A 24,438-nucleotide genomic window follows, 5' to 3' on the forward strand; every position below is an offset into this window, starting at 1 on the left:
GAATGAAGCCTGTTCTATTGTGGTCCGATGCGCTGATTTTTATGCTGGTCGTAGCGTTGATCCTGTTTTTTTATAAGCTTCGGCAAGACCCGCAAACAAGGGAGCGCTGGGGGGAAGTGTTCTCCTCCCGACTGGGAATGGTCGCGTTCACTGTCATTCTCACCTATGTGGGCGTTGCCTTACTGGATTCAATGCATTTTCGCAAAGCCCTGGAAAATCCTGAGGGCTTGCAAACCGACGAGATTTTCTACGATAACAAGGTGACGAGTGCCCTTGATGTGATGTTGCAGGGAATGGGAGATCGTTTTGAGCGTACTTACTCAGCACCTTTTGCGCTGATTTCGTTTGAAAAAAAGAACATGAAAGATGACGAGGGAAATTCAATCAGGGATTACCCCGAGTTAGAGCATGCGGGTACGCATCTTTCAGACGCCTCTCAGCAGCTAGCAGACGTGATGGCCAAAACGCTGGTGGCACTTATGTGGGGCCTGCTTTTTTCACTGTTAGCGATTTTCCCACAGTGGCTGTTACTGCGCTCAAGCCCCAATCCCTGGTACGCCTCATGGGGTGTTCAGGCGGTGGTGATTTGCTTTTTCACCTGGTTGATCTGTATCAGTCATCATTATCATGTGCTGGGAACAGATAGAGGCGGTGCCGATGTTGCCTATCAGAGTCTGAAGGGCATTCGCACGGGTGTTCTGCTAGGCACCTTGTCGACCTTGATCATGTTACCTATTGCGGTCACTCTGGGCGTCTCTGCGGGCTACTTCAAGGGCTGGATTGATGATCTTGTGCAGTACCTCTACACCACGCTGAGCTCAATACCGAGTATTTTGTTGATTGCAGCTTCGGTCCTGTTGTTCCAGGTCTACATCGACTTGAATCCGGATTTTTTCTCTATCGGCATGGAGAAGGCAGATGCGCGGTTTATTGCCCTGTGCTTTATTTTGGGCGTCACTAGTTGGTCTACCCTGTGTCGACTGATCAGGGCAGAAACCCTCAAGATCAGCCAGCTTGGTTACGTTCAGGCGGCCCATGCGTTTGGTGTTAGCCATACCCGGATACTCACTCGTCACATTCTGCCCAACGTGGTCCACATCATTTTGATTACCTTCGTTCTGGATTTTTCAGCGTTGGTTTTGGCTGAAGCTGTACTGTCTTACATCGGCGTTGGCATAGACCCTTCGATGGGCAGTTGGGGCAACATGATTAACGGTGCGCGGTCAGAACTCTCCCGCGAGCCTGCTATCTGGTGGACTCTAACCGGTGCATTCTTTTTCATGTTCATTCTGGTGCTGGCAGCCAACCTTTTCTCGGATCTGGTGCGCGATGCTTTTGATCCTCGCACCGCCAGCCGGAGGTCAGAGTCATGAGTGAAGTGACCAATGTAAGGATGCGCATAAACGACCTTCGGGTTGCGCTTGCTGAAACTGGAGTTGAAATTCTCAAGGGCGTGTCACTCGAGCTGCAGGAGGGCAAAATATTTGCCCTGGTCGGTGAATCTGGCAGCGGCAAGTCAGTAACATCAATGGCGGCGATGCGGCTATTGCCAGAGGCGCTTGAAATTACATCCGGTGCCGTAAGCGTTGGTGATCAGGACTTGTTTGAGCTTTCCGAATCCAATATGCAAACGGTGCGCGGGCGTCGCGTGGCAATGATTTTCCAGAACGCCATGACCGCGCTGAACCCAGTACAAACAGTCGGTCAGCAGGTTGCAGAAACACTGCGCTTGCACACGGATCTGCGGGGTAGTGCGCTGCGCAATCGTGTGGTGCAGTTGTTTAACGAAGTGGGCATACCCGATTCCGAACAGCGTTTTGATTTTTACCCCCATGAATTATCGGGTGGGCAGCAGCAAAGGGTAATGATTGCCATGGCGCTGGCGTGTGAGCCCGAAGTACTGATTGCTGATGAGCCGACAACTGCACTGGATGTCACCATACAGGAGCAAGTGCTTAAGTTGATCAGGGAACTGACTGAGTCGCGCAAGCTGGCTGTTCTTTTGATCACTCACGACATGGGCGTTGTCCGCAACACCGCTGACGAAGTAGCTGTAATGTATCAGGGCGAAATTATTGAGCGAGCTGACGTCGATGACTTTTTCCACAACCCCAAAGAAGAGTACAGTCGTCGCTTGATCGATGCTCTTCCCGACCTGAGTCACTTTCAGAGTGCAGCGGTTGAAGAGCCACTGCTGCAATTGGATGACGTGAAAATTCACTTTCCGATACGTAAAGGAGTGCTGCAGCGCGTTGTTGATCACACTCGTGCTGTTGACGGTGTGTCACTGGCTATCGGCAGAGCCGAGACATACGCGCTGGTCGGTGAGTCTGGCAGCGGGAAATCTACGCTGGGCAGGGCAATACTCAACCTAGAGTCCATAGCCGGAGGCCGAGTCTCTTTCAACGGCAAAGAAATACAGGACCTTGGGCGCAAGGAAATGCTGCCTTATCGCAAACAGATTCAGGTGATCTTTCAAAACCCGTTTTCGTCGATGAACCCGCGACTTTCTGTGGGTGAAATTATCACCGAGGGAATGATTAGTCTTGGCCTAGGGCTTAACAAGGAAGAGCGAGACAAACGTATTGACGAGTTGTTGACTCGAGTGCAGTTAGGTCCCGAGTTCGCCTCCCGCTACCCGCATGAGTTTTCTGGCGGCCAGCTACAGCGCATAGCGATTGCCAGGGCGCTCGCAGTTGAGCCTGAGTTGATTATTTGTGATGAGCCAACCAGCGCTCTGGACGTGAGTATTCGTGCAGAAGTATTGGACTTGCTGCAGGAGTTGCAGCGTGATTTTGGTGTTTCCTATCTATTCATTACCCATGACCTGTCTATCGTTCCCAGCCTTGCACACCATGTGGGCGTAATGCAGCTGGGTAAGCTGGTAGAGCAGGGTACTGCCGAACAGATACTGACCAGGCCCGAGCATCCTTATACGCAGGCCCTGTTAAAATCAGTGCCGCGTATAGACCCCTAGTAACGGCGTCTGTCCGGTGTCGGCGTGCTTAGACCAGACCTTTCACCGGCAGTAAGGCACCGTGAATGGCAGTGGCCTCGTCTGAGGCCAGGAAGCAAATGACCTGAGCCAGCTTTTCTGGATCAACCCACTGCGCGAAATCTGCATCTGGCATGGCTTCACGGTTCGGTGGGGTATCGATGATACTGGGAAGCACTGCGTTAACATTAATACCGTCGCCTTTTAATTCTTCTGACAGACTTTCGGTGAGACGCATTACTGAAGATTTGGCGCAGCAGTATGCGCTCATCGCGCCGCCACCGCTCGCTGCCCCCAGGGCACCTATATTGACGACTTTTCCGCCGCCCTGGGCCTTGAGCATAGGTACGCTCGATATCATCACATTGCGCAGGGTTTGCACGTTTATTTGGAACATCCAGTCCCATTGCTCATCGGAAGGCTCTGCCACTTCCAGTCCCATGGCGAATCCGCCAGCAATGTTAATCAGTGCGTCGAAGTTGCCGATGTTTGCGATACAAGTGGATGTAGACTCGCGGTTCAGCAGGTCTACTTGATGATAGCTATCAAGATGTGGAAGCGAATCTGCAGCGACAATGTCCAAACCAATAGTTGTTGCGCCTTTCTCTTTGGCAACTTTCGCAGCAGCCTGGCCCAGCGTGCCTGCGGCTCCGGTGATTACTACGCGACTGTTCTTCAACATGCTTTCGATTTCCCGATATGATTTGTAGCAGCCTATTTTGAATCAAGCGCCAGCGCAGTCAAGTGTTGAAGTGAGCTGTTCGATTGGCCCAGGCTCGTTAACTCTCTCTTCAACTGGTTCCGCAGAGGAGGGGCAGCGACAGTCAGCATTTCGACCCTCAGTAACCACTCTTGCGGATATGATTCTAAGGCTATTTCCAGCTGCTTCAGAATTGCTTGATCTTCAACGGGTTTAGCCAGTTTTCGTAATTCATTTACAAACGCATAGTGGCGCAGCAAAACATCGTCCTCGGCGGTCTGAATAGTGTCGGTAACGGAAGTGGGTTTGTAGAGTTGCAGAGTTTCCCTGTCGGCTACACCGCCATACACTGAATTGATATTGGAGCCTACAGCGAGGTCGTAGACCCCCCAGGCGGGATCAAACAGTATACGCCCGTGCAGAGTAGTCACGGTGCAATCGGTGAAGGTCAGAATCAGGTTACGATGATCATGCCGATGTATTTTTTCTAATAGGCCCTCGACAGTGATCCCGGACAGGTAATCCAGTCGAACGCGCTGCCCCATGGCAATGTCATGGCCCTTCAGTTCATCAATGCTGTACTGGGACAAGCAGCGATTGAAATCCTTGATATGACCGATAGGCGAGCCAAAGCCCTGGCTATGATAATTCACGCCATGACCAATGATTTCCCTTTCAATATAGGCCACTTGAGTGGGCCCCTCGGTGCGCAGGTAAATCGCGTTATCCACGGCGTCGCACAGCACCTCAGTGAACACTCCGCTCACCTGCATGCCCGAATCATAGCTGGCCGTGCACATGCTGCCAGCATTAATCGCAGTGCGCAGTGATGCGGCGCCGCCTTTGCGAAAACACATGGATTCTGCGAATTCTTCCAATACCTGGCTAAGATGCTTGCAGCTTTGGGTGACATAAAGCTGCGGTTGCTCTTGGGTAATGTCGTAACTTTGCCTGACCGCATCCACCGTCAGAGGTATCTTTTTTACTGCGCTGTCGTCAAGGCATTGGGCACTTTCACTCAGGGAAGAGAGTAGCCCAGCGCCAAAAATTCGATAATCCTCAACTTTTCCAACCAGTCCGTATTCTACTGTCCACCAGTGGAGTCGAGTGAGTAAAGCAGCCTCTGACGGAGGGTTGCTATCGTTTGTCAGCGACTTCAGATTTGTCTCGGCCTTGGCGATCGCTTCATCAGTACTGCCGGGGCACTCTTTCAGAATTGATAACTTACGGATGGCCTCGTACTGCTCCAAGTCGGCTCGAGTGGCAATCGCCTTCATGCCGACCTCGCCAAAGCTTTGCAAAAATTCAGCGTAGTCGATGTCGATAATAAATGGAGCATGGCCGGCAGATTCGTGAACGATGTCTGGTGCCGGGGTATAGAAAATATGATTTACACTGCGCATTTCCAGCGCAATAACCAGTATCTTGAGTGCTTGGAATTCCATAAAAATTGCTGGCGGAATAAATCCGTCGACGACTACTGCGCGCCAGCCCAGCTTGGCGAGGCACTCATTCATTTCCTCGATCGAGGGAATTTGATTCAGGGAAATTCCTGTTCTCGCCAAGCCATCTAGATACACTGGATGCGCAGTTTCGCTAAGTTGATTGCTAAGGTGCTTCATGACGAAGCGCCATACAGCCTGATCTATAGCAGTGTAATCGCTGTATTTTTGGGTTTTGACGAATGGCCGCAGATGCTCAGGAAGGCTCAGAATGATGTCTTGCTGGTTCATCGCCCTAACTCGAAAGGTTGCAGTCCGGCTGGGCCTCGGGCGCTGCCTTTGCAAAAGCATCCAGTTGCATGCAATTGTCTACTACCCGCACCAGGTGCGGAAAGTCATCCAGAGGAATGTTAAAGCGCCGGGCATTGTACACCTGAGGTGCCAGGAATATGTCCGCCATACCCGGCGTGTCGCCAAAACTGTACAAGACCTTATTTTTTGCAAGCACCTGTTCAATAGCGCTGAATCCGCGGTGCATCCAGGTGGTGTACCAGAGGAGCGTGTCGGCGCTTTTTGCGTTGTACTCTTTCTTCAGATGGTTAGTCACCGAAACATTGCACAGTGGATGTACGTCGCAGCAAATATTATTAACCATAGACCGAACGCGGGCGCGCTCTAAGATATCTGCGGGCAGCAGAGCAGGTTCAGGCCGGGACTCCTCCAGCCACTCAATAATTGCCACCGATTGTGCCAGCACTTCACCGTTGTCCAGTGCTAATGCCGGGACAAGTCCCTGGGGGTTGTATTGCATAAAGCTCTCGCTCTTTTGCTCTTGCTTTAGCAGATCTACGGGCAAGTATTCGAATGCCAGTCCTTTCAAATTGAGCGCAATGCGCACTCGAAAAGCAGCGGAGGAGCGAAAGTATGAATAGAGCTTCATTCAGCGGTTCCTATGTGGGCGGCTGATATTGTTTAACAATCTGATCAATGTTACCGAATATTGACAGGCCGTTGTCATCGATCATTTCAATTTTTATGCGGTCGCCAAATGACATAAAAGGAGTAGACGGGGCGCCATTGGCGATAATTTCCAGGCACCGGACTTCCGCCAGGCAGCAGGAACCCTCTTCGCTGCCAACGTTTGATACTGTGCCGGAGCCGATGACGGTACCTGTCATCAGCGACCGTGATTTGGCGCAATGTGATATCAAGGTGGGGAAGTCGAAGGTCATATCAACGCCGGCATTGGGTTTGCCGATCAGTGTGTCGTTTAAAGTGGCACGCAGTGGCAGACTGAGTTTTGCGCCATTCCATGCGCTACCCAGTTCATCCGGTGTGACTAATACCGGTGTGAAACTGGTCCACGGTTTGGATTGGTAGAAACCGAATTGCTTCCCCAACTCTGCGGGAATCAGGTTGCGCAGAGAGACGTCGTTTACCAGACCTACTAAACGAATATAGTCGCTGGCGTCTTCAACGCTGACACCAGCAGGCACGTCATCCGTGATGACTACGACCTCCGCCTCAAAATCGATACCCCAGTCCTCGCTTTCAACTTCTATATCGTCGCGGGGTCCAATAAACGCATCCGACGCACCCATGTAGATAAGAGGATCCGTCCAGAACGAGTCTGGCAACTCTGCACCTCGGGCCTTACGAACCAGTTCGACATGTGTGACGTAGGCGCTACCGTCGGCCCAATGATAAGCCCTGGGCAGAGGCGCGGCGCACTGGGCGGGGTCAAAAGGAAAACTGTTTTCAGCGCTGCCTTCGTTGAGTGACGCGTAGAGTTGTTCCAGTGCAGGCGCAGTGCTTGCCCAGTCATCCAGCGCCGCCTGTAAGGTAGGAGCAATCTCTGCGGCAATAATCGCCCTGGACATGTCGCGCGATACGACCAGCAGTTGACCATCGCGTCCGGATTTATGGCTTGCAAGTTTCATGTATTTTCTCCGTTGAATTCTTTCTGGTGGAGCCACGCGGCATGTTTTGGGGCTTTCCCGGTTTGACTCCACTCATCCAGCATAGCGGGCGCTACTCTGTGCAACTCGGTCATTTCCTCTTCGTTGCAGCTATTGGCGACCAGTTCGAGCCTGTGGCCGTTGGGGTCGCGAAAGTATATGGACTGGAAGATCCCATGATTGGTTGGCCCAATGACGTCGAGACCTTCGGCTTCGATGACTGCTTTGGCAGACAGCAAGGCGTCCACGGATTCAAGCTCGAACGCAATGTGCTGTACCCAGTCAGGCGTATTATCATCGAATCCCATCGCCGGAGAATTGGGTAGTTCAAAAAACGCGAGCACGTTCCCCATTCCAGCATCGAGAAATACGTGCATGTAGGGGTCAGGCGCCTTGGTTGAAGGCACCTGGTCTTCAGCGATGGCCAGCACAAAGTCCATTCCAAGCACTCGCTGATAAAATTCTACGGTTTGCTTGGCGTCACGACAGCGATAGGCCACGTGATGTATTCGCTTAAGGTTGATAGCTTTCATCTTCATGCTGCCGAATTATGTTCCAGAGAACCTCTGGCGACTTGATCTCGTTCAATTGATTCGAAAAGAGCCTGAAAGTTGCCTTCGCCAAAGCCTTCATCCTGTTTGCGTTGAATAAACTCAAAAAAGATCGGACCAATTAACGTTTCGGAAAAGATCTGCAGCAGTAGTCTCGGCTCACCGTTTTCGGTTGTACCATCCAAGAGTATTCCCCTGGACTGCAGCTCATCTAGAGGCTCACCATGCCCCGGAAGACGCTCTTCCAGCATCTCGTAGTAGGTGTCGGGTGGAGGCGTCATAAACTTCATGCCCATCGACTTCAGCCGGTCAAGGCAGGCGGGCAGGTCATCGCAGGAAAACGCGATATGTTGAATACCTTCACCGTTATATTCGAGCAGGTACTCCTCGATTTGACCGCCGCCACTTGCGCCGCCTTCCTCGTTCAGCGGGATACGAATCTTGCCATCGGGTGCTGTCATGGCTCGTGAGCGCAGTCCTGTGTGCTCACCTTTGATATCGAAATAGCGAATCTCTCGGAAGTTAAACAGTTTCTCGTAGTAGTTGGCCCAGTAGTCCATGCGGCCCCGATAGACATTGTGGGTCAGGTGGTCAATAAGCTCAAAGCCGCAACCTGCTGGATGGGAGTCGATATTTTCAAGATATTCAAAATCAATATCATAGATAGACACGCCTTCTTCATAGCGGTCGATAAGATAGAGTATGGCGCCGCCGATTCCGCGGATTGCGGGGAGTTTGAGTTCCATGGGGCCTGCGGGTATGTCGATAGGCTGGGCACCTAACTCTAAAGCGCGCTGGTAAGCCTGCTTCGCGTTTTTAACTCGAAATGCCATGCCGCAGGCCGATGGGCCATGTTCTTCACAGTAGTAGTAGGCTGGAGATTGCTTCTCGTAATTGATGATGAAGTTGATCTGGCCCTGGCGCCAGAGGTCAACGTCTTTGGATCGGTGCCTGGCAACGTGGGAGAACCCCAGAGATGTAAAAACAGGTTCCAGAATCCCACGTTCAGCGGCGGAATATTCTACAAATTCAAAGCCGTCCAGGCCCATTGGGTTTTCGAAGAGATCAGTCATCGTCAAATGCCTCGTCAATTTCTTAATAGCAGAGGTAATGATATTGATAATAAAGAGGCGTTATTGTTCTATAATTGCTGATAAATCGATATATTTCGAAAGAATCTGCCTAATTTTACATCTAATCAGAAGGAATGCGTCTATGGGGCTTGATCGAGCAGAACTGGAAATTCTCCGGACGCTACAGACAGACGGCAGGATCTCTAACGTCGACCTGGCCGAGAGGGTTGGCTTGTCTGAATCGCCTTGTTTCCGGAGAGTCCGTGGTCTGGAAGAGTCTGGCGTCATTGAAGGCTACCGTGCCAGGGTGAACCCCAGATCCGTCGGCTTGCAGGTGACCGCGTTTGTCCTTATCACCCTTGATAAGCAGGATGACAAGAAGCAGCTCGCGTTTCTTGCTCAAGTGGAGGCGGAACAACATATCGTAGAGTGTCATGCAATGAGTGGATCCCATGACTACTTGTTAAAAGTCGTTGCCAGAAATATGGATCATTTTTCAGAGCTCTCAATGCAGCGCATTCTCAAATTTTCTGGCGTGCGTAACATTGAGTCGAACTTTAGCTTATTAGCGGTAAAAGAGGATGCGGTGTTACCTGTTCATCGTTACGGGTGAACGGGTCGAGCCAGCCTTAATCCACGAAACTTGATATTTCTGCCAGGGGCTTTTTATTCATTGCCTTCGCAGGGACGGTCGCTTCCTCTGCTGCATGGCCCACGACTAGCAGGATATAGGGCCGCTCAGTGTTGGGCCGCTCTAGTATCTCATTGAGAAACTTCATCGGGTTGGGCGTGTGAGTCAAAGTTGCAAGCCCTGCGTTATGCAGTGCGTTCAACAGAAATCCGGTTGCAATTCCAACAGACTCTGACATGTAATAATTCTTTTGTTTCTTGCCCAACCCGTCTGTGCCGCTGCGTTGTAAAAATATAGCGATCAGCCAGGGTGCAGTTTCCAGAAATGGCTTGTTTGCATCGGTTCCAAGCTTATCCAGGTCTTCCAGCCAACTCTCTCCGGCGCGCCCGCCGTAAAACTCTTCTTCCTCATGTTCCGCTGCAATGCGAATCTTGCGTTTTAGCTCTGCATCTCCAACGCAAACAAAGTGCCAAGGCTGATGATTCGCGCCGCTGGGAGCTGTACCCGCTGCCATAATGCAACTCTCAATGACTTGTCTCGGAACCGCTTCAGTAGAAAAGTGGCGCACGGAATGACGGCGCTTGATGAACTGGTAGTAGTCATCGGCTCTTTGCAGCATTTCTTCGACCGGATATTTCTCGCGATCGGGGAGGGGAATCGCCTCATAGTCCTGCATGCTTATAGTCTCGTGCTGGTTAAACGGTACTCGTTGGGAGAGGAGTGTGTGCTCTTGCGAAACGCTCGGCGAAAATTGGCTGTATCTTTATAGCCCAGGGTGGCTGCAATCGACTCCACACTGTGCTCAGTCTGATCCAGATATATTTTCGCCCAGTTTGCCAGCGCTTCAGACTTCAACTGCCGGAAACTACTGCTTTCTGCCTGTAAGCGACGATTCAGCGTACGTTCGGACACATGCAAGTTGCAGGCGACTTGTCCTAAGTCTGGTAATGGAGGCTCGCTGGTACGAAGCAGGGCCCTGACGTGTTGCGAATAGCTTTGCGTTCGAGTTTCCCCCAGTTCCTGCAACCTTTTAGACAGGCTTAGCTGTGATTGTTGCCATAACTCCGCGTGAAAATAAGGGGACGGCTGATCCAGCCAGTGCCTGGGTATTTCAATTTCATCCTTTTGCCCATCGAAGCTGAGGTGGCCATGAAAAGCCTCGTCATAAGCTGATGTGTCTGCCGGTTTAGGGACAGACAAGCGATAGTGCGCGTCGTTTAGCGGTTGGCCGGTTATGTCTTCCACGTATTGCTGTAGCAACAAAGCGGCTGTTTCGGTGTGGAAATGCTTCAGCGTGCCCATCTCGTATTGATACAAAAGCTGAATCCTGATTCCATCAAGGGTGGAACTCGCCTGCATGACAATATAGCTGGTGTGCAGGCGAGTATAGCTTTCTGTTAATCGTAACCCCTCTCTCACGGTGGGAGACACGACCATGCCCGCGCCTACTGGCCCCAAAGCAAACACTCGCATATTGCGGCCCAGTATCAAGCCTAAATGTTCTCCCTTAAGGCGATCATGGCCAACGTCCAGTATTCGGAGAAAATCGACGATATTGATATCGCCGCCATCCAAGAGCGCTTCACGAGTGAGTGAACTGTTCGCAAATAGTGCGGCGATATCGATGTTACGGCGCTCCATTTCTCGGAGCACTAAACGCGCATAAACAGGGATAATGCTATCCATTGGGTCGTGTTCCTATATTTTGGCGAATTATGACACCATTCTGGCGACAAATGCACTGAACTGCATAATACATTTGGCGCAAAGTACGCCCACTTGAGATGAATTGGATTTGTTTATGAGTAATGCTGACAGTTTAGAACAGCAAGCATTGGCCAGTGCAAAACAGTATATGGGCGGCGTCGCCTGGCCAACCGTGTGCTACGCGCTGGTCGTATTTTTTTCTTATGGCTTGGTGCTGGCATCTGCGCTGGCCGGAGTACTGTCATTATGGATCGCGACCCCCATGGTAATAACCCTGACGTATCTTAGCTATACGGTCCTTCATGAGGCTGTTCACGGCACCATTACTGGAGGCCAACAATCTTTACGATGGATCAATGAGGCACTGGGCTACATTGCCGGCTGGATATTGATGACCCCTTTGACCGCGCATCGTCATGAGCATTTGGCGCATCACCGCAATACCAATGATAAACATGAGGATCCCGATTATCATATTGCCCAAATCGGTAATTCTCCCATCGAGTCGTTCAGGTCGGCCCTGCATATAGTCCATATTCAGCTCAGTCACTATCTTCAGCATCGCTGGAACAAGGCGCCGGCGCGACAGAATCTCTACTTTTGTGCGGAGATTGTTGTCACAGTTGTGCCCAGAATTGCTCTGCTTGCTGCCGGCTTTTGGTTAGAAGGAGCAATGTTGCTGGGTGTTGGCTGGCTGCTGGGGGTGGTTATCGTGCTTTATTTATTTGCCTACCTGGTTCATCGGCCTCACGTGGACCAGGGTCGCTATGTCGATACATCTACTGTTCTGGCACCGGCGCGACTGCAGCCTTTACTGAACTGGGTTTGGGTATTCCAGAATTACCATTCTATTCATCATCTGTTTCCACGGGTTCCTTTTTACCAGTACCAGCGCTTGTTCCGGGATATTGAAGAAGTGATGGTCGCCAAGGGAGCGCCAATCTATCGGCTGGGCACTAAGGGCTTAAGCTTAACAGCCCCGCAAGCCGTGTGAGGGTTTGAGAGGGCAGACTTTCGCAACTCAAAGCTTGCTGGAAACACCCCATGGCTTAAATAGGGTTCACAGTGCCGTAGTGTGTTATATATTTGGTGATCTATTCGCGACGGTGTGAACCTAAATGAAAGCTGGCGACTTCTTAAGCAAGGAAGAGATACAGTCCTTCACGCAGCGCAGCGACATGGCTGGCGCCTGGGCGGTGTTCCTTAACTGGCTGTTGATTGCCGCGATATTCGCAGGCGCAATTTACTGGTCGAATCCTCTGACCTGGGTCGTTGCGGTTGTGTTGCTGGGCGGCAGGCAGTTGGGGCTCGCTGTGCTAATGCATGAGGCCGGTCACCAAACCCTGTTTAAAACAGATCGGTTAAACATCATTGTAGGGCAATTATTTTGCGCCTTCCCCGTGCTGGGAGACGTCAGTATTTACGGTGCGTCGCATCGTATACATCACCGTTTTGCGGGCACCGATCAGGACCCGGATCTACCTAACTATCGTAACTACCCGGTTTCCAGGGCGAGCTTTGGCCGCAAGATCAAACGTGACCTGACGGGGCAGACAGGGATGTTACTGGTGCGTAGCGTTTTCGGAGGCTCCGGTCGAAACCTCATGTTACGAGAGGGAGAAGCCAGCCATTCCGAACGCAAAGGGCTGCTGGTGAATCTTTTTGTATTCATCGTGCTGTGGACGTCTGGCTTTGGTGTTTATTATCTGCTGTGGCCGATTGCCTATCTGACAACATATCCACTGGTAGCACGAATACGCCAGGTAGCAGAGCATGGGAATGTGACAGACCTGTATGACCCTGACCCACGCAAGAACACCCGTACCACTCACGCTAACCCTCTTGAGCGGCTAATTTTTTGCCCCAATCAGGTGAACTACCATATCGAACATCACCTTCTGGCAAGTGTGCCTGCGCATCAATTGAAGTCCCTGCACCGATTGTTACTGAAACGTGGTTTTTATGAGGGGTACGACAAGGCCATCGCCACCAGTTATCTTGACGTGATTCGCCGCGCGGTATTGGAATTTTCGTCCGGGCAACCCGCTGTCAGATAACTGTCTCTCATGTTAATAATAGTCAGGTAGTATGTGTTCATGATTCGATTGTTTTTTCTGCTGCTCCTTTGCAGTGCACAAACTTCCGCCTATGACCTGGTCATCAGTAACGGCAGGGTCATTGACCCGGAGACCGGGCTGGACGCCATGCTTAATGTCGCGATTGAAGACGGTACTATCAGCGCGTTATCAGCCGAAGGCCTGGAAGGAGACAGGCATATCGATGCGACTGGTCTGGTGGTTGCTCCCGGCTTTATCGATCTTCATACCCATTCGCCTACCCCACTCGGACAGTATTATCAGCTATTTGACGGGGTAACTACTGCATTGGAACTGGAAGCGGGAATGTATCCTGCGAGTGACTACGGTGCAGAGGTGCGTGATGGAGCGTTAATTAACTACGGTGCCTCAGCCGGTTACATTGGCATCAGGTTGCTGGTAAAGAATAGCCTGCGCATGAGTAGTCCAAGCGAGAATCCGACCCCCGATGGGCTAGCTGGCTGGTGGACCTATTTCAAATTCATATTCCAGGATTTTCAGACAGTACTTGCCCCTACATTTAGCGAGCAGGCGAACTCAGCAGAAATAGCGCGGATGCGGCAGCTGCTTGAATTGGACCTCGATGAAGGGGCTATTGGTATTGGCCTGGCGTTGGACTACATCAGCGAAGCGGTTAATGATGCGGAACTAAAGATGATTTTCAGCGTGGCGGGGGAGCGTCAAGCCCCCTTGTTTGTTCACGTGCGTCGCGGTGTTAATGGTGATCCTGCTGGCTTGCGGGAGGTGCTTTTCCTTGCAGAGCAAGCGAGCGCCCCAGTACATATCTGTCATATCACACACAATGCCATGGGCAATGTCGAATTGTTCTTACGAGAGGTGCGTGAGGCGCAGGGTCGGGGTGTCGATGTCACAGTTGGTGTCCTACCCTACAATGCCGGATCAACGGCGATTGGTGCCGCGGTATTCAGTCGAGATTGGCAGACTATTTTTGATATCAGTTACGAGGACGTTGAGTGGGCAGCCACAGGAGAACGTTTCGACAAGGTCATGTGGGAGACGTATAGAGAGGAGCAGCCCAGCGGCGCAGTGATCCATCATTATTTACAAGAGGAGTGGACAAGGCGTGCGCTGCTGGAATCGGGCAGCATTGTGGTCAGTGACTTGATTCCGATGAAGTCACTGGAAGAAAAAGTTCCGCCGCATAACGGCGCATTCAGTAAAATTTTGGCCCGATATGTGCGTGAGCAAAACGCTCTGGATTTGATGGATGCCCTGGGTAAGATGACGGTACTGCCTGCGCGCCGTCTGCAAAACTACGCACCCGCATTTGCCCGCAAAGGACGCGTACAGCCAGGCATGGATGCTGATCTGGTTATCTTCGATCCCGAACTGATAGAAGACCGTGCTAGTTATCGTGATCCCTATCAGACGGCACTTGGAATTGAGCACGTAGTTGTCGCTGGAATACCAGTCATCAGTGATGCGAAACTGCTGCCCAATGTTTCTCCAGGCCGCTATCTTAAGGCTAAAAATCAGCTAGACTAATTTCGAGGTTTCATTCGAAACCGCTATGACAGAGGGAGACTGCGTGTCTGAACTACTGCCCCAGGTCAGGAACGACATCCGGCAGAATACCCACGCCGATGAGTCCATGGCCGCAGAGACGCTGCTAAGTATTTGTACATTGTCGGCATCGGGTCTAACCCTGCGCCCTCGTCTCACAGGGAATTGACAAATCTGCAAGACCATTCGGCCTTTTCGGTCATTCTCTATGCCCCCTGAATACTCCAATGTGTAGCGATCTAATAGTGAGCAGAGGATTCTCATGCAAACCGAATTTTGTAAGCAGCTTGGTGTTGAAGCCCCTATTTTTGCCTTCACTCATTGTCGTGATGTCGTTGTTGAGGTCTCCAAGGCTGGCGGCATAGGGGTTCTGGGCGCGGTTGGTTTTACCGCCGAGCAGTTGAAAGAAGAGCTGGACTGGATCGATGCCCATATTGGTGATCACATCTACGGTGTGGACACCGCTATCCCGCAAAAATATGAAGGAATGGATAAAACGTCTCCAGAGGAACTGGTTGCCATGCTGCAGGACGCCATTCCCGAGCAGCACCGAAAATTTGCCGAGAAAATGCTCACTGATGCAGGTGTGCCCGCATGGCCAGAGGGTGATGACGAGGTTACCCTCAGCTTTTCTGCTATCCAGGCACAGGCCCTTGTGGATGAAGCGCTGACGCGGCCTAAATGCCGGATGATTGTGAATGCGTTGGGCACTCCGCCAGAGGACGTAATCAAGCAGGTACAGGACTCCGGACGATTGATCGGCGCTCTTGCCGGCCGGCTCAAGCATGGCATCGCCCACAAAAATGCTGGCCTGGATTTCGTGGTGTGCCAGGGCGGTGAGGGGGGCGGTCACGCAGGCGAAGTTTCCTCTATGGTGCTTTGGCCGCAAATGATTGATGCGATTGCGCCGCTGCCAGTATTGGCTGCCGGTGGCATAGGCAACGGCCGCCAGATGTTGGCCGCCATGTCCATGGGTGCACAGGGCGTGTGGATGGGCTCTCGCTGGCTTATCTCTAACGAGGCGCAGGCTGAACCCGCGCAGCGTGATTCTTATAAATCAGCGACCTCTGAAGACACGATTCGTTCTTGTTCTTTTACTGGCAAGACCGCGCGCATGCTCAAAAACGACTGGACTGATGCTTGGGAGCGCGAGGACACACCCGATCCATTGCCCATGCCTTTGCAGGGTTATCTTACGTTTGACGCGGTGCGCCGTACCCATCGATATGCAGGTTCTGGCGATTGCCAGAAAATTGCTTTTAACCCGGTTGGGCAGGTTGTGGGTCAAATGAACGAAGAAAGCTCCTGTCGGGACATCATGTACGATTTGCTGACCGAATACGCAGACGCCCTGGATCGGGTGAACAGCATATCTTCGGCAGGGTGAGACTGTTGCCCTAAAGCGTTCGGGTTCACTGCAATTGATGCTGTCTGGCGCGGCCAGCGGCCATCATGGACGGATTCGCAGTTTGGCCAGTTTCTGATAGGGCGCTTGCATCGCTTCCGCCAAAGCCAGGTGCTCCCCGGTAAGGTTTGGGCGGGTGGGCTGATATAGGCCAAAGCCAGTCGATTGCTCGACGTTGTGATACCAGTGGTCTGCCCATATGCCGTCTGAAGAACGGCGTCCGGTGGGCCAGCTCAGCATTTGCTCCTCGGGAAATTCTACGTCTAGCGCAAGGCAGAGATTTTTAAGCAATTGCTTTGGGTTTTGCAGAACATCGTTGGAGTCGATCACGGCTGGCGGACTGCCGCTGATTTCAGTGATTTGATCAAACAGTGCTGCCTGTCTGCTGATGCCAATAGCGTCCTCGTCTATAGACGGCATCTTTTGCAGGTAGGAAGCGATAACCTGTGCAGGGTCACGAATCAGAAAGCAGTGTTTGAACGTAGCTGACCACCTCATACTCATTCCCCTGGGAATGTGGTGAGTCATTTGCTTCTGGTATTGCAGCGGGGCGCTCACCGGGTTGCAGGTCAATTCCTCTATGACTTTCGCATAGTCGGTAGTTTGAGTCAGCAGTATCTGCTCACGACAAGGGTGATTAAGCCCCGTATCAGCAAGATAGGCAGCGTAAAAGGGTTCGTCGACCACCGAGCAATCGTTCCTGTTCTCCCAGCTTCGCATTAGCGCAGTCGATATATTGCGGGGTCCTGACCACATGGCGATACGGGTTGTCATCGTTTGTTGCCGCTACATTCCTTCGTAATCATTTCCAGGTAAAGCGCTTGTAGTCGATCTACCATGGGGCCGCGTTCCCCTTCGCCAATTGTGCGGCCATCAATGTCGAACACCGGCGTCAGGCCCGCGAAAGTGCCAGTAACAAAAGCCTCATCGGCACCGTAGGCCTGCATGACGGAGAAGTTTTTTTCAAACACGGGAATGTCGTTGGCCTTGCACAGGTCGATGACGTTACGCCGGGTAATACCATCCAGGCAGTAATCCCCGGATGACGTCCAAACCTCGCCGTCGCGAACAATGAAGAAGTGGGTGGAGTTGCAGGTCGCAACATGGCCATGAGGGTCCAGCATTAATGCTTCATCCGCTCCGGCTTTTGCAGCCTGAATACAGCCGAAAATACAGTTCAGTTTGGAGTGGCTGTTAATTCGCGGGTCTTGCACATCGGCATAACCGCGGCGCACATAGACGGTATAAAGTTTAATTCCTCTATCATTGAGTGTTGGATCAGGGTTCTTGTATTCCGGGATGATTACGATGGTAGGGCCAGAAATCGTCACTGCAGGATCCTGGTAGGGCGTGGCTTTAATGCCCCGGCTCACCATCAGTCGAATATGGACATTGTCATCCATGTTGTTGGCGTCAAGAGTGCCGTAGAGTCGCCGCTTGAGTTGATCTTTCTCTAGCCCCAGGTCCAGATCCAGTGCCTTTGCACCTTCCCACAGCCGTTTCATATGCTTGTCGAGAAACGGTATCACCCCGTTGTGCATACGTAAGCCTTCCCATATGCCGTCGCCCAGTATGAAGCCGGAATCAAAAACGGAAATAACAGCTTGGTCTCGATGCAGCAGCTCGTCGTTAATGTTGATCTTTATATCAGCATTGCGCGGGTCCTGCTGATAGGTGTGGGTACTGGCCATGATTTTTTCCTATGCTGAGGCTGCAAAATTTCGTGGGCTAGAAGCTGCTGCTTCATCTTTGGGCGCTGAAAAAAGCCAATAGTTTGCACCAGATTCGCAGCTTTGGCGAGGTTGGGTTGCGAAGCCTCAGCCAAGCAGTGCGCAGTGCCCCTGATCGTACTGTAATTGGCTTAGGGTATTTTATATCTATCCGGTGAGCAGCTGCTATATTGTAGATATACCCGTAGACTTAAAGAGGGCGTCACAATGGATATCGAGCGAAGCGGCGGTTTGCAGAAGGGTTCATTAGAAACGGGTTTAACCGGCGAATATGCGCTGACCCTCAGTTCCTTGTTGTCTGAGGCCTGGGGAAAAGTGCCTGGTAACAAGGGTACGGTCTGGATGGCAATGTTGTTTTATATTGGGCTTGCATTCCTGATTGCTATGTTTTTCGGCATGCTCAGTGCCGGCCCGGTCGATCCGCAGGAAATTCAACCGCCCACTTTGATCGAAGTCATTGGTAACCTGCTGTCAGCCGTGGTGTTAATGCCGATGGCAGTTGGCCTCGCATTTGTTGCCACCGCGCTTGCGATGGGTGAGTCCCCCAACCCTAAAAGCCTGTTCGGTTGGTACGACAATACTCTGAAGATACTCCTGACCGCCTTGCTCATGAACCTGATGATTTTACTGGGTTTGCTGTTGTTCGTTTTGCCAGGGATATACCTGATGGTTAGCTACCAGATAGCGCTGCCACTTGCTGTCGATAAAAAGCTAGGGCCTTGGGAGGCACTAGAAACATCGCGTAAAGTCATTAGCCATAAATGGTTTATGGTCCTGGGCTTCGATGTTGTGGCCATGGTAGTGATCGTTTTATCGTCAGCGCTGCTGGGCATACCCCTTATCTGGACGGTGCCGGCGATGGTGATTGCTTTTGGTGTTCTCTATCGCACTTTAGTTGGCATAGAGCCCGGAACTCTGGACAGAGTGCTCGCTCGTTAGAACGGGGCCGGCCCCGGGTATTGTTCGCGCAATTTGGGTTTCAATAACTTCCCCGAAGGATTACGGGGCAGATGGTCTACGATTTTGTAGAGTTGGGGCACCTTGTAACCCGCCAGGTGATCTTTGCACCATTGCTTCAGGGTTTCGTTAGTAGGTGATGCTCCCGTTGCAGCAACAACGAGGGCGAGCGGAGTTTCGCCCCACTTTACTGAGGGTATACCAATAACGGCGGCTTCCTGCACATCCGGGCAGGCGGCGAGTACATTCTCCAACTCAGCAGGGTAAATATTTTCACCACCAGAGATGACCATGTCTTTTTTACGGTCACAAATAGTAATAAAACCCTCGACGTCCCAGGTGCAGATGTCTCCCGTGTGCAGCCAGCCATCGATCAGGGCTTCGGCAGTAGCTTTGGGGTTGTTCCAGTATTCTTTCATCATATGGCGACCTGCTAGCAGTAACTCTCCTGGCTCGTCGCTGCCCATGGGAATGGTCTTGCCCCTGGCGTCAATGATTTTCAATTCGGTGTGCATTTGTGGTCGTCCACAGGAGCCGACTTTACTTGTAGCGTCTTCGGGTAGCAGTAAAGTGCCTGGACCGCAGGATTCGGTGAGGCCATAGGCTTGATGAATGCTGACTCCCAGTTTCGCCCAGGCATCAAGCAGGGAGACGGGCACCGGCGCGGCTCCTGTTGCAATCCAACGAACCGAGGAAATATCGCATTGCTCTCGTTCGGGGGCATGCAGCATAAACTGCAGCAGGGCAGGCACCGCCATGAATATGCTGATTTTCTCCGCGTCTATGCAGTTAAACATGCCCGGCATGTCCAGATCTCGCATTATCACACCGGTGGCACCGCGGTGAACTAGCAGCGAGGTAGGATTCAGACAGCCGACGTGGAACATCGGCAGTGCCAACAGGAAACGATCATCGCCGCGCATATCTGAGGTAGACATGCTGGTCAGCTGTGACCACAACATACCGTCATGACTATGAACAGCGCCTTTGGGATGGCCCGTCGTACCAGAGGTGTACATGATAAATAGATTGTCATCGCCAGAGGCGCCTGTTGTGGGCTCACTTATGTCACCCGTGGCGGTCAATTCGTCGTAGTCCTGCGCCCAATCGGGGGTCTCGGCTTCGCCCCTGGAGCATCGCATCCAATGTTGACAGGGCAGCTCACCGCGTTTGCCAGACTGCAGTTCATCCACAGTGTTATCAAACTCTGCATCGAAGAGCAGGGTGCTGGCGGCTGAGTCTTTGAGAATGTAGCTGATTTCCACGGAAACCAATCGCCAATTCACCGGGACCATCACAGCTCCAATCTTGGCGATAGCGAAATAACTTTCGACAAACTCAATGCCATTTTTTAACAGGGTAGCTACTCGGTCTCCAGGTTTGATGCCTTGAGTCAACAGCACACTGGCGATCTGATTACTGCGCGTATTCAGTTCACTGAATGTAAAGCGGCGATTACGCTCCCATTCAACAAACGCTTCCCGATGGGGCGTAATAGCGGCACGCTTCGTAAGCAGGTGCCCAACATTTGTTAGCATGTACTGATCGCCTCGCTGTGCAAAGAGGGCAAGCATTTCGCTTGCAAGACTCAGCGCCCCTGATGAGGTGCTGATGCTGGTTAGCCGGCGACAGGGCCCAAGCCTGTGGCTACGAACACTGCAAACACTGCCATGGCAGCACTAAATGCGATTATTTGAGTCATTACTGTAACCTGGCTGGTGGCTGTTTATCGTGCCCAAACTTTCATGCCGGCAACGAGCGCTTTGAATGTAGCGTTAATGATGTCGCTTGAATAGCCCTGCCACTCTATTGGGTGCGAATCTGCTCGAGTGCATGAATGACTCCCCTGAGTTCAGCGAGACCTTTCAGGCGACCGCTGAAGGAGTAGCCTGGATTAACATTGGACTGGCCGATCTCCTCACCCAGTAAGTGGCCGTGATCCGGGCGCATGGGAATGTTATCGAAGCGCCCCTGCCGCCGACGGGCTTGCTCTTCATCCAGCAGGGCATTGATCAGTCCCACCATATCGTTATCGCCGTCAAGATGCTCAGATTCATAAAATGATCCGTCGTCTTCGCGCTTGATATTCCGCAGGTGCACAAAGTGTATTTGCGGACCAAACTCGCGAACCATGGCGATCAGGTCATTGTCCGCTCTGGCACCAAAAGAGCCAGCGCACAGCGTAAGGCCATTGCTGGTACTGGGCACCGCATTCATTAACAGCCGTGCATCGTCCGCAGTTGAAACTACTCGGGGAAGGCCAAACAGGGAGAAGGGTGGATCGTCGGGATGTATGCACATGCGCACTCCGCTGTCTTCAGCCACGGGTATGATTTCTTCGAGAAATGTAATCAAGTTTGCGCGCATGCCGGCATTGCCCAGGGCAATAAATTGGGCGATGGCGGTGCGAATTTCCTGCCGGCCGTAAGAGCCTTCGCCACCGGGTAAGCCGGCGATAATGTTCTGTTCGAGCAGTGCCTTTTCCTGGTCTGTCATCTGTTCGAGCCTGCCTTTGGCAGCCTGAAGCACTTCGGGTGGATAGTCAGCCTTCGCGTTTTCTCTCTCCAATAGATAAACGTCGTAGGCCGCAAAGTCCGTCATTTCGAAACGCAATGCCTCAGAAGCGTTGGGCAGTTGGTAGTTTAGATTAGTACGGGTCCAGTCGACGACCGGCATAAAGTTGTAACACACAACCGATACACCGGCGCTGCCTGCATTGCGAATAGACGTTTTATAGTTGTTGATACAGCGCTGGTAGTCTCCCGTGCGGGTCTTTATATCATTGTGCAGGGGAATGCTTTCAATGACGTCCCAGCTCAGTCCGTGGGACTCTATTTCAGCTCTACGCAAATTCAATTCGTCAAGAGGCCATGGTTCTCCCGTCGGTATATGCTGCAGAGACGTCACCACGCCGGAGGCTCCTGCCTGAACAATGTTCTGCAGAGTGACCGGGTCTTCGGGGCCAAACCAGCGCCAGGTTTGTTGCATTTGAGCCTCTAATCTAAATTGCGTTCTTGGACCCGCAGGTCCTTGCTGAGCTTGACAGTGGGGTGGCAATTACTTAAATTGGCCTGACCAATTTACCGAAGGCAATTTTGCCTTAGGTCTATCTATTTGGCAATACTTGCCGGGGCTAACAGGCATGAATCAGGCAGCAGTCGTCAGGCTCGGCGTCATCGGTCTCGGGAATATAGCGCAGCAACATATCGACAACCTCAGGTCTGGAGATGCCGGGCGCTGCCATCTTACCGCTATTTGCTCCCGCCAGCCCGGCGAGCTCGCGCAAAAATACGGCGTGCAACATTTTGCAAAGCCAATGGAACTGATCCGAAGTGGCCTCTGCGACGCAGTGCTGGTGGCTACCCCTACCTTTAACCACTGTGAGGTCGGGCTGCAGGTCCTGGATGCTGGGTTGCATTTGATGATGGAAAAGCCACTCGGGCTGTCTATTGCCGAAGGTGAACAGCTGCTGGAAAATCAGCAACCCTCACAAGTCTTCGGCTTGATGCTCAATCAGCGCACTGATCCCCTGTTCAAGGCGATGCGTGATTGCGTTCACCGCGAGACGCTGGGCGATATCACCCGCACGCACTGGACCATGACTAATTGGTTCCGGCCAGAAATTTACTTTCAGGCCAGCGACTGGAGAGCCACATGGAAAGGCGAGGGTGGTGGGCTGCTGTTGAACCAATGCATTCACAATCTGGATATTTTCCAATGGCTTTGTGGTATGCCTGCCACTCTGCGTGGCTTTTGCCAGTTTGGTCGCTATCACGATATAGAAGTGGAAGATGAGGCCACTGCATATTTGCAGTATGAAAACGGAGCCTCCGGTGTATTTATCGGCTCCACTGGCGAAGCGCCGGGTGTTAATCAGCTCGATATTGTCGGCGATCAGGGCGCACTATCATACGATGGCGAACGCCTGCTGCTTACGCTCAATACACCCTCAACCAGTCATTACAGCCGCAGTACCCGGGAAATGTTCGGCATGCCTTGCGCAGAAGTGACCGATATCACGCCAGACCGGAAGGTGAATCAGCATGGTTTGGTTTTGGCCAATTTCGCTGATGCTATTCTCGACGGCGCTGCTTTGATCGCGCCCGCTGCAGACGGGCTTCATTCGCTGGCACTGGCGAACGCCATGCTGCTCTCAACCTGGGAGTCGCGAGAGATCACTTTCCCCCTGCAAAGTAAGGCCTATCAAGGTGCGCTTGATCAGCGAATATCTGCATCGAGCTTGCGTGAAAAAACCAATACCGAAGTCCATGTCGATATGAGTGCGTCCTACCGATGAGTAAGCCAATTTCCGATAACGAATTGATACAGTTGGCAGCCCTGTCCGACAAACCTTCATGGGCAAGAGCGCCGACCTATTTACGCCTGAGCGGGCCAGGTTGGTTGCAGGGTGCGATGACGCTGGGCGGTGGTAGTGCTATTACGTCGCTTACCATAGGTGCGGTTTACGGTTATGAGCTGCTCTGGGTCCAACCCCTGGCTATGCTTATCGGCTGCATCATGCTGTTTGCACTGTCACACCAGACATTGAGCACTGGTGCCAGTCCTTTCGCCGCCATGCGCGACCATCTGCACCCTTCGCTGGCGTGGCTTTGGGCGATTGCAGCCCTGGCCTCAAGTATCATTTGGGGCTTTTCTCATTATCCGCTGAGCGCGGGAATGCTGGAGGAGGTCATCGCGGTCAGCACGGGCTTCAGTTTGCAACAAAAAGAGGGAGCCTCCAGAGAGGCTTTTTTGTTTTTCCTCGCGGTTCTGGTGTGGATGCTTTGCGCGTATACAGCCTGGCACTATGGCGCTGGGGGTCGCGCAGTGAAAATTTTCGAAACCGCGATCAAGTATTTGAGCGCAATGATCGTTGTGGCGTTCCTGTGGGTGGTGATCAATGCCTCGGCCAGCGGTCAGGTCAATTGGTCTGCAGTTGCAGCAGGTTACATTCCCAGTAGCCTCCCGAGTGACGCTGCAGGAGTAACGACTGTGATGGCTGCGCTGGGAACGGCAGTGGGAATTAACATGACTTTTGTGTATGGCTATACCTTGCTGGACAGAGGCTGGGGCAGGGAGCACAGGGTGTTGTCTCGCTGGGATATTGTAATGGGTCTAGTAATCCCCTACATCTTGGTTACCGGCCTTATTTCGATCACCGCGGCAGGTGCTTTCTACGGCAGCGACATGAGTATTCAGGGCAAGTTAAGTCCTACTCAGGCGGGTGCCATGTTTGCAGAGGCAGGCATGGGTCCGGTCACCGGACGCTTGATTTTCGCTCTGGGGATATTGGGCATGGCGATAGGGTCTCTTGTCATGCACATGCTGTGTTGTGGTGCAGCGGCAGGCGCCATGTTTAATTGGGAGCCACACACGCGCAATTACCGACTGGCATTGTTGCTGCCTACGCCAGCGGTGCTGGGTGTTTTCCTCTGGTCGAGCATGGGGGCTTATGTGATTTTGCCAACATCAGCCATCTGTGGCTTCTTGCTGCCCATCGCCTACTTGGGATGGCTGTTCCTTAATAACAATCGGGCCTACCTTGGCGATGACTGCCCGAGTGGCGGCAAAAGGCTGCTGTTTAATGCCGCCATGTTGCTTTGTATTGTGACGGTATTAGCCAGTGTGAGCTATAGCACGGCCGTAGCGATGGACTGGATATAAGGGAG

The 24,438-nt window shown here is 52.2% G+C and carries 23 protein-coding genes; 11 read left to right on the forward strand and 12 right to left on the reverse strand.

The features are described 5' to 3' along the window. Nucleotides 1-2 precede the first annotated feature (2 nt). Both EYC87_RS05515 and EYC87_RS05520 read left to right on the forward strand, forming a co-directional pair. Nucleotides 3-1,373 carry an ABC transporter permease gene (locus EYC87_RS05515; protein ID WP_279251999.1) on the forward strand — a complete coding sequence of 457 codons (1,371 nt, stop codon included), beginning with the start codon at nt 3-5 and terminating at the stop codon, nt 1,371-1,373. Beyond that, nucleotides 1,370-2,977 (forward strand): ABC transporter ATP-binding protein, encoded by a 1,608-nt coding sequence (locus tag EYC87_RS05520; RefSeq protein WP_279252000.1) that lies wholly within the window; start codon nt 1,370-1,372, stop codon nt 2,975-2,977. The genes EYC87_RS05515 and EYC87_RS05520 overlap by 4 nt, the downstream gene beginning before the upstream one ends. A 28-nt stretch (nt 2,978-3,005) precedes the next feature. On the opposite strand, the gene EYC87_RS05525 is transcribed toward EYC87_RS05520, so the two are convergent. From EYC87_RS05525 to hppD, 6 genes are read right to left on the reverse strand one after another with little or no spacing between them, the layout of a single operon-like run. Then, on the reverse strand, nt 3,006-3,677 hold the full coding sequence (locus EYC87_RS05525) for an SDR family NAD(P)-dependent oxidoreductase (RefSeq protein WP_279252001.1): 672 nt from the start codon (nt 3,675-3,677) through the stop codon (nt 3,006-3,008). A 32-nt stretch (nt 3,678-3,709) separates the two neighbouring features. Beyond that, nucleotides 3,710-5,428 carry an aromatic amino acid hydroxylase gene (locus EYC87_RS05530; protein ID WP_279252002.1) on the reverse strand — a complete coding sequence of 573 codons (1,719 nt, stop codon included), beginning with the start codon at nt 5,426-5,428 and terminating at the stop codon, nt 3,710-3,712. 4 nt (nt 5,429-5,432) lie between these two features. Next, on the reverse strand, nt 5,433-6,077 hold the full coding sequence (gene maiA / locus EYC87_RS05535; protein WP_279252003.1) for a maleylacetoacetate isomerase: 645 nt from the start codon (nt 6,075-6,077) through the stop codon (nt 5,433-5,435). 10 nt (nt 6,078-6,087) lie between these two features. Next, nucleotides 6,088-7,077, reverse strand: a complete 990-nt coding sequence (locus EYC87_RS05540; RefSeq protein ID WP_007229223.1) for a fumarylacetoacetate hydrolase family protein — start codon at nt 7,075-7,077, stop codon at nt 6,088-6,090. Continuing rightward, on the reverse strand, nt 7,074-7,634 hold the full coding sequence (locus EYC87_RS05545) for a VOC family protein (protein ID WP_007229391.1): 561 nt from the start codon (nt 7,632-7,634) through the stop codon (nt 7,074-7,076). Before EYC87_RS05545 ends, EYC87_RS05540 begins: the two co-directional genes overlap by 4 nt. Then, complete coding sequence (gene hppD / locus EYC87_RS05550) at nt 7,631-8,719, reverse strand: 4-hydroxyphenylpyruvate dioxygenase (RefSeq protein ID WP_279252004.1); 1,089 nt, start codon at nt 8,717-8,719, stop codon at nt 7,631-7,633. Before hppD ends, EYC87_RS05545 begins: the two co-directional genes overlap by 4 nt. Before the next feature lie 142 nt (nt 8,720-8,861). Between hppD and EYC87_RS05555 the strand changes: the two genes are divergently transcribed. Further along, nucleotides 8,862-9,332, forward strand: a complete 471-nt coding sequence (locus EYC87_RS05555) for an Lrp/AsnC family transcriptional regulator (RefSeq protein WP_279252005.1) — start codon at nt 8,862-8,864, stop codon at nt 9,330-9,332. A gap of 16 nt (nt 9,333-9,348) precedes the next feature. Here the strand turns inward: EYC87_RS05555 and EYC87_RS05560 are convergent, their stop codons facing one another. Then, nucleotides 9,349-10,026, reverse strand: coding sequence for a nitroreductase family protein (locus tag EYC87_RS05560; protein WP_279252006.1), 678 nt, complete (start codon nt 10,024-10,026; stop codon nt 9,349-9,351). Between the two features lie 2 nt (nt 10,027-10,028). Then, on the reverse strand, nt 10,029-11,036 hold the full coding sequence (locus EYC87_RS05565; RefSeq protein ID WP_279252007.1) for an AraC family transcriptional regulator: 1,008 nt from the start codon (nt 11,034-11,036) through the stop codon (nt 10,029-10,031). A gap of 115 nt (nt 11,037-11,151) precedes the next feature. Here EYC87_RS05565 and EYC87_RS05570 point away from each other — a divergent pair, with 115 nt between their 5' ends. The 5 genes from EYC87_RS05570 (at nt 11,152) to EYC87_RS05590 (ending at nt 16,064) form a co-directional block, all read left to right on the forward strand. Further along, nucleotides 11,152-12,051 carry a fatty acid desaturase family protein gene (locus EYC87_RS05570; protein WP_279252008.1) on the forward strand — a complete coding sequence of 300 codons (900 nt, stop codon included), beginning with the start codon at nt 11,152-11,154 and terminating at the stop codon, nt 12,049-12,051. A 124-nt stretch (nt 12,052-12,175) separates the two neighbouring features. Then, nucleotides 12,176-13,114, forward strand: coding sequence for a fatty acid desaturase family protein (locus EYC87_RS05575; protein WP_279252009.1), 939 nt, complete (start codon nt 12,176-12,178; stop codon nt 13,112-13,114). Between the two features lie 39 nt (nt 13,115-13,153). Then, nucleotides 13,154-14,659 carry an amidohydrolase family protein gene (locus EYC87_RS05580; RefSeq protein ID WP_279252010.1) on the forward strand — a complete coding sequence of 502 codons (1,506 nt, stop codon included), beginning with the start codon at nt 13,154-13,156 and terminating at the stop codon, nt 14,657-14,659. Nucleotides 14,660-14,702: 43 nt separating this feature from the next. Next, the gene (locus EYC87_RS05585; protein WP_279252011.1) at nt 14,703-14,846 is read left to right on the forward strand and encodes a hypothetical protein; all 144 of its coding nucleotides are present in this window, start codon (nt 14,703-14,705) and stop codon (nt 14,844-14,846) included. A gap of 93 nt (nt 14,847-14,939) precedes the next feature. Further along, on the forward strand, nt 14,940-16,064 hold the full coding sequence (locus tag EYC87_RS05590) for an NAD(P)H-dependent flavin oxidoreductase (protein ID WP_279252012.1): 1,125 nt from the start codon (nt 14,940-14,942) through the stop codon (nt 16,062-16,064). 63 nt (nt 16,065-16,127) lie between these two features. Here the strand turns inward: EYC87_RS05590 and EYC87_RS05595 are convergent, their stop codons facing one another. Both EYC87_RS05595 and EYC87_RS05600 read right to left on the reverse strand, forming a co-directional pair. Then, entirely contained in the window at nt 16,128-16,856 is a 729-nt protein-coding gene (locus EYC87_RS05595) for a sulfotransferase-like domain-containing protein (protein WP_279252013.1), read from the reverse strand. After that, complete coding sequence (locus EYC87_RS05600) at nt 16,853-17,773, reverse strand: aminotransferase class IV (RefSeq protein WP_279252014.1); 921 nt, start codon at nt 17,771-17,773, stop codon at nt 16,853-16,855. The genes EYC87_RS05595 and EYC87_RS05600 overlap by 4 nt, the downstream gene beginning before the upstream one ends. Nucleotides 17,774-18,019: 246 nt before the next feature. On the opposite strand from EYC87_RS05600, the gene EYC87_RS05605 reads away from it, so the two are divergent. Continuing rightward, on the forward strand, nt 18,020-18,751 hold the full coding sequence (locus EYC87_RS05605; protein ID WP_279252015.1) for a hypothetical protein: 732 nt from the start codon (nt 18,020-18,022) through the stop codon (nt 18,749-18,751). On the opposite strand, the gene EYC87_RS05610 is transcribed toward EYC87_RS05605, so the two are convergent. Together EYC87_RS05610 and uxuA are read right to left on the reverse strand one after the other, a co-directional pair. Beyond that, nucleotides 18,748-20,307: a long-chain-fatty-acid--CoA ligase gene (locus tag EYC87_RS05610; RefSeq protein WP_279252016.1), complete on the reverse strand. Its 1,560-nt coding sequence runs from the start codon at nt 20,305-20,307 to the stop codon at nt 18,748-18,750. The genes EYC87_RS05605 and EYC87_RS05610 overlap by 4 nt on opposite strands. A gap of 268 nt (nt 20,308-20,575) precedes the next feature. Continuing rightward, nucleotides 20,576-21,757, reverse strand: coding sequence for a mannonate dehydratase (gene uxuA / locus EYC87_RS05615; RefSeq protein WP_279252017.1), 1,182 nt, complete (start codon nt 21,755-21,757; stop codon nt 20,576-20,578). Nucleotides 21,758-21,911: 154 nt separating this feature from the next. Here uxuA and EYC87_RS05620 point away from each other — a divergent pair, with 154 nt between their 5' ends. Beyond that, complete coding sequence (locus EYC87_RS05620) at nt 21,912-23,066, forward strand: Gfo/Idh/MocA family protein (RefSeq protein WP_279252018.1); 1,155 nt, start codon at nt 21,912-21,914, stop codon at nt 23,064-23,066. Next, on the forward strand, nt 23,063-24,433 hold the full coding sequence (locus EYC87_RS05625) for a divalent metal cation transporter (RefSeq protein ID WP_279252019.1): 1,371 nt from the start codon (nt 23,063-23,065) through the stop codon (nt 24,431-24,433). The genes EYC87_RS05620 and EYC87_RS05625 overlap by 4 nt, the downstream gene beginning before the upstream one ends. The last annotated feature ends 5 nt before the right edge of the window (nt 24,434-24,438 follow it).

The sequence above is a fragment of the Candidatus Seongchinamella marina genome, from assembly GCF_026262685.1.
Classification (GTDB): domain Bacteria; phylum Pseudomonadota; class Gammaproteobacteria; order Pseudomonadales; family Halieaceae; genus Halioglobus; species Halioglobus marinus.